General features: G+C 73.6%; 2 protein-coding genes. Both read right to left on the reverse strand.

The genetic code is table 11. The annotated features are described in order from the left end of the window. On the reverse strand, positions 1-1,461 hold a 1,461-nt coding region (locus tag DKL51_RS07480; RefSeq protein ID WP_148097742.1), incomplete at its 3' end, for a GGDEF domain-containing protein. 163 nt (positions 1,462-1,624) lie between these two features. Next, positions 1,625-3,760, reverse strand: a complete 2,136-nt coding sequence (gene ligA, locus DKL51_RS07485) for an NAD-dependent DNA ligase LigA (protein WP_109946636.1) — start codon at positions 3,758-3,760, stop codon at positions 1,625-1,627. Positions 3,761-4,126 lie beyond the last annotated feature (366 nt).

Raw genomic sequence — 4,126 nt, forward strand, 5'->3', positions numbered from 1 at the left:
GCGGTGGCGCTCCCGCCGCCGCCGGAAGCGCCACCGCCCCGCCTCGGCCCCGCGTCGCGGCTCCTCCTCGGGCCCGCGGGTTGCGGGCAGTGGCGCACCGGCGGGCAGCGCCGCGCCGTCGCCACCGCGCGCCCCGACCGGATCGGACCCCACCGGCCCCGATTCCAGTACGCGGCGCAGGTCGGCGAGGAGGCTCAGCCGCTCGGCCGAGTTGTGGTCGGACTCGGCGGCGTAGACGGCGACGGTGTCGTTGCGGTGCTTGGCGTCGTACATCGCCACGTCGGCGTGGCGCATCAGCGTGGTGAAGTCCTCGCCGTGCTCGGGGAAGATCGCGATGCCGATCGAGCCCCCGACGTCCAGCGGCAGGCCGTCCAGCGAGACCGGCTCGGCGAGCGCCTCGACCACCCGGTCGGCCAGCGCGCGGGCCTCGTCGATGCCGGTCAGCCCGGGCACCACGATCGCGAACTCGTCCCCACCCAGCCGGGCGACCAGGTTCCGGTCGGGCACCACCTCGGTCAGCCGGGCGCTCACCTCGACCAGCAGCCGGTCTCCCACCGCGTGCCCGAGGGCGTCGTTGACATGCTTGAACCGGTCCAGGTCGATCAGCAGCAGGGCCAGGTGGGCGTTCGGCTCGTTCCGGGCGGCCCGCTCGGCGTGCAGGTGCACCTGCTCGGCGATTTCGGCGAGCAGCGCCTTGCGGTTGGGCAGCCCGGTGAGCGGGTCGAGCGAGGCGAGCTGCTCCTGCTCGGCGGAGAGCCGGGCCATCCGGTAGACGGCGAAGAGCGGCACCAGCACCAGCGGGATCAGCGCCGCGCTGGCCCGGGCGGCGGCGGCCAGCACCGGGGCGAGCAGCAGCAACGAGCCGGTGGAGAGCAACTCGTACGCCAGTCCCTGGCGGAGGTTCGGCCACCAGCGCTCGCCGAAGCGGAGCCGTACGGCGGTGCTGACCAGGACGTAGTTCATCGCGAACCAGGCCGCCGTGGCGGCCCCCACCACGGCGACGTCGGTCCAGTGCAACCGGCCGCCGTCGACGATGCCGCCCGAGCCGAGCCGGGTGACCAGGGACGCGGCACCGAGAGCCCAGGCGTACTGGGCGGCGTTGAAGGCGGTGCGCCAGGGGGCGTGCCGCATCCGCCAACCGGAGACGGCCACCGCCACCGCCTGCACGGCGACCGCCGGGCCCAGCCCCCAGCCGAGCAGGATGGCGAAGGTGAAGCAGGTCGACGGGAAGACTGCCGAGGACTCGCGGCGGCCGGGTGGGACGAAAGGGCGGGCGTCGCAGGCGACGGCGAGCGCGGCCATCGTCCAGAACGCCGCCGGCATGCCGGACAGCCGGTCGGGCAGCCCGGCCAGCGGCCCGGCGGAGATGAGCACGGCGAGGGCGAACACCGCGGCGACGAAGCCGAAGAACGGCGCGACCCGTCCGGGCGGGACGGAGTTTCGCGGATCGGCGGCCTCCATCGCACCTCCCGGGACCGGCTGTGGCGTGCGCCGCTCACACGCCGTGCACCAATGAAAGCCCGCGTTACCGCTTTCCCCGACACGACAGTCACGAATCGGTCGTAGTCGTAACTAAGTTGGTATACGCCGCCAGCACCGCCCAAGATTCACATTGAGCCGCGGCTCAGCCCTCGACCCGGGCGACCTCCCGAGCGGCGTCCGGGCCGGACTCCAGCAGCACCCGGAAGCCGTCCTCGTCGAGGACCGGCACCTTCAGGCTGGCCGCCTTGTCCGCCTTCGAACCGGGGTTGTCCCCCACCACCACGAAGTTCGTCTTCTTGGAAACCGAGCCGGTCACCTTTCCGCCCCGGCTCTGGATCGCCTCGGACGCCTGGTCCCGGCTGAACCCGGCGAGGGTGCCGGTCACCACCACGGTGAGCCCTTCCAACGGGCGAGGCCCCTCCTCGCCGGCCTCCTCGGCCATCCGTACGCCCGCCTCGGCCCACTTGCGCACCACCTCGCGGTGCCAGTCGACGGCGAACCACTCCTTGATGCTGGCGGCGATGGTGGGGCCGACCCCGTCCACCGAGGACAGCTCCTCCTCGCCGGCCTTGTCGATGGCCTCGATCGAGCGGAAGTGCCGGGCCAGGGCCTGCGCGGCGGTGGGGCCGACGTGCCGGATGGAGAGCGCCACCAGCACCCGCCACAGGTCGCGCTCCTTGGCGACGGCGAGATTGTCCAGCAGCTTGGTCGCGTTGCTGCCCAGGCTGCCGTCCTTGTTGACGAAGAACGGCGAGCGGACGAGCTGGTCGGCGTCGAGGGCGAACAGGTCGCCCTCGTCGGCGATGATGTCGGCGTCGAGCAGCGCGGCGGCCCCCTTGTAGCCGAGCACCTCGATGTCGAAGGCGCCCCGGCCGGCGAGGTGGAACACCCGCTCGCGGAGCTGCGCCGGGCAGCTGCGGCTGTTGGGGCAGCGGATGTCGACGTCGCCCTCCTTGGCCGGCGCCAGCGGGGTGCCGCAGGCCGGGCAGGTGGTGGGCATGACGAACGGTCGGGCGTCGGCCGGCCGCAGGTCGATCACCGGGCCGAGCACCTCGGGAATCACATCTCCGGCCTTGCGCAGCACCACCGTGTCGCCGATCAGCACCCCCTTGCGCTCGACCTCGCGGGCGTTGTGCAGGGTGGCCAGGGCGACCGTGGAACCGGCCACCCGGACCGGCTCCAGCACCGCGAACGGCGTGACCCGCCCGGTCCGCCCGACGTTCACGTCGATGTCGAGCAGCTTGGTGGTCACCTCCTCCGGCGGGTACTTGAAGGCGATCGCCCAGCGTGGCGCCCGGCTGGTCGAGCCGAGCCGGCCCTGGATGGAGACCGGGTCGACCTTGACCACCACGCCGTCGATCTCGTGCTCGACGTCGTGCCGGTGCTCGGCGTAGTAGGCGATGTACTCCGCGACGCCAGCCAGGTCGGGCACCACCCGGACGCGGTCGCTGGTCGGCAGCCCCCACGCCTTCAGCGCCGCGTACGACTCCGACTGCGCGGCCGGTCGGAAGCCTCGGCGGGCACCGATGCCGTGCACCACCAGCCGCAGCGGCCGGGAGGCGGTGATCCGCGGGTCCTTCTGGCGGAGGCTGCCGGCGGCCGCGTTGCGCGGGTTGGCGAACGGCGCCTTGCCCTGCTCGACCAGGCCGGCGTTGAGGTCGGCGAAGGCGGCGACCGGGAAGTAGATCTCGCCCCGCACCTCGAGGAACTCCGGCACGTCGGGGAAGTCGTCGGAGGGGGTCAGCCGGGCCGGCACGTCCCGGATGCTGCGGACGTTGGCGGTGACGTCCTCACCGGTGCGCCCGTCGCCGCGGGTGGCGGCCCGGACCAGCCGGCCCCGCTCGTAGGTCAGGTTGATCGCCAGGCCGTCGACCTTCAGCTCGCAGAGGTACGGCACCGGGCCGCCGGCGTCCCGCTCGACCCGCTCGGCCCAGGCGCCCAGCTCCTCGTCGGCGAAGGCGTTGTCCAGCGAGAGCATCCGCTCGGCGTGGGTGACCGGGGTGAAGTCGGTGGAGAAGGTGCCACCCACCCGCTGGGTCGGCGAGTCGGGGGTGCGCAGGGCCGGGAACTCCGCCTCCAGCGCCTCCAGCTCGCGCAGCAGCTTGTCGAACTCGGCGTCGGAGATGGTCGGCGCGTCGAGCACGTAGTAGCGGTACTGGTGCTCGGTGAGCTCCTGGCCCAGCGTGGCGTGCCGCTCCCGCGCCTCCGGGGTCGGCTCGGCGCCCGCCGCCGCCTCCTGCGCCGGGCTGACCTGCTGGGGAATCGCTTCTTCGGACACCCTGCCGCCTTCGGACACCGCTGTCGACCTCCCGTGATCGTGCTACCTCCGAACCGTAGCGGGCGGGTGGGACAACCGCCCCGGTACCCGCCGTGGCCTGGTCGGCGGGACCTTTCGCGGGAGCCCGCGCCGCACCGCCCGGGCGGTGCGCCCGAACGGTGCGCGGGCCGGGACCGTGCGACGATCGCCGCACGGCGGCGGCGCGGTGACCGCCCGCGGCGAGAGGCAGGGGTACGGATGCCAAACTGGGTGCTCTGGGTGGTGGCCGTGGTGGCCGCCGTCGCCGCCGGCTGGCTGTGGGCCGAGCGGGTCGAGCGGGGCGCCGGCGGCCCGGTGCCGTTCCTCTGCGAGCTGAAGGTCGACGGC

Source organism: Micromonospora globispora, from assembly GCF_003857015.1.
In the GTDB taxonomy this organism is placed as follows: domain Bacteria; phylum Actinomycetota; class Actinomycetes; order Mycobacteriales; family Micromonosporaceae; genus Micromonospora; species Micromonospora globispora.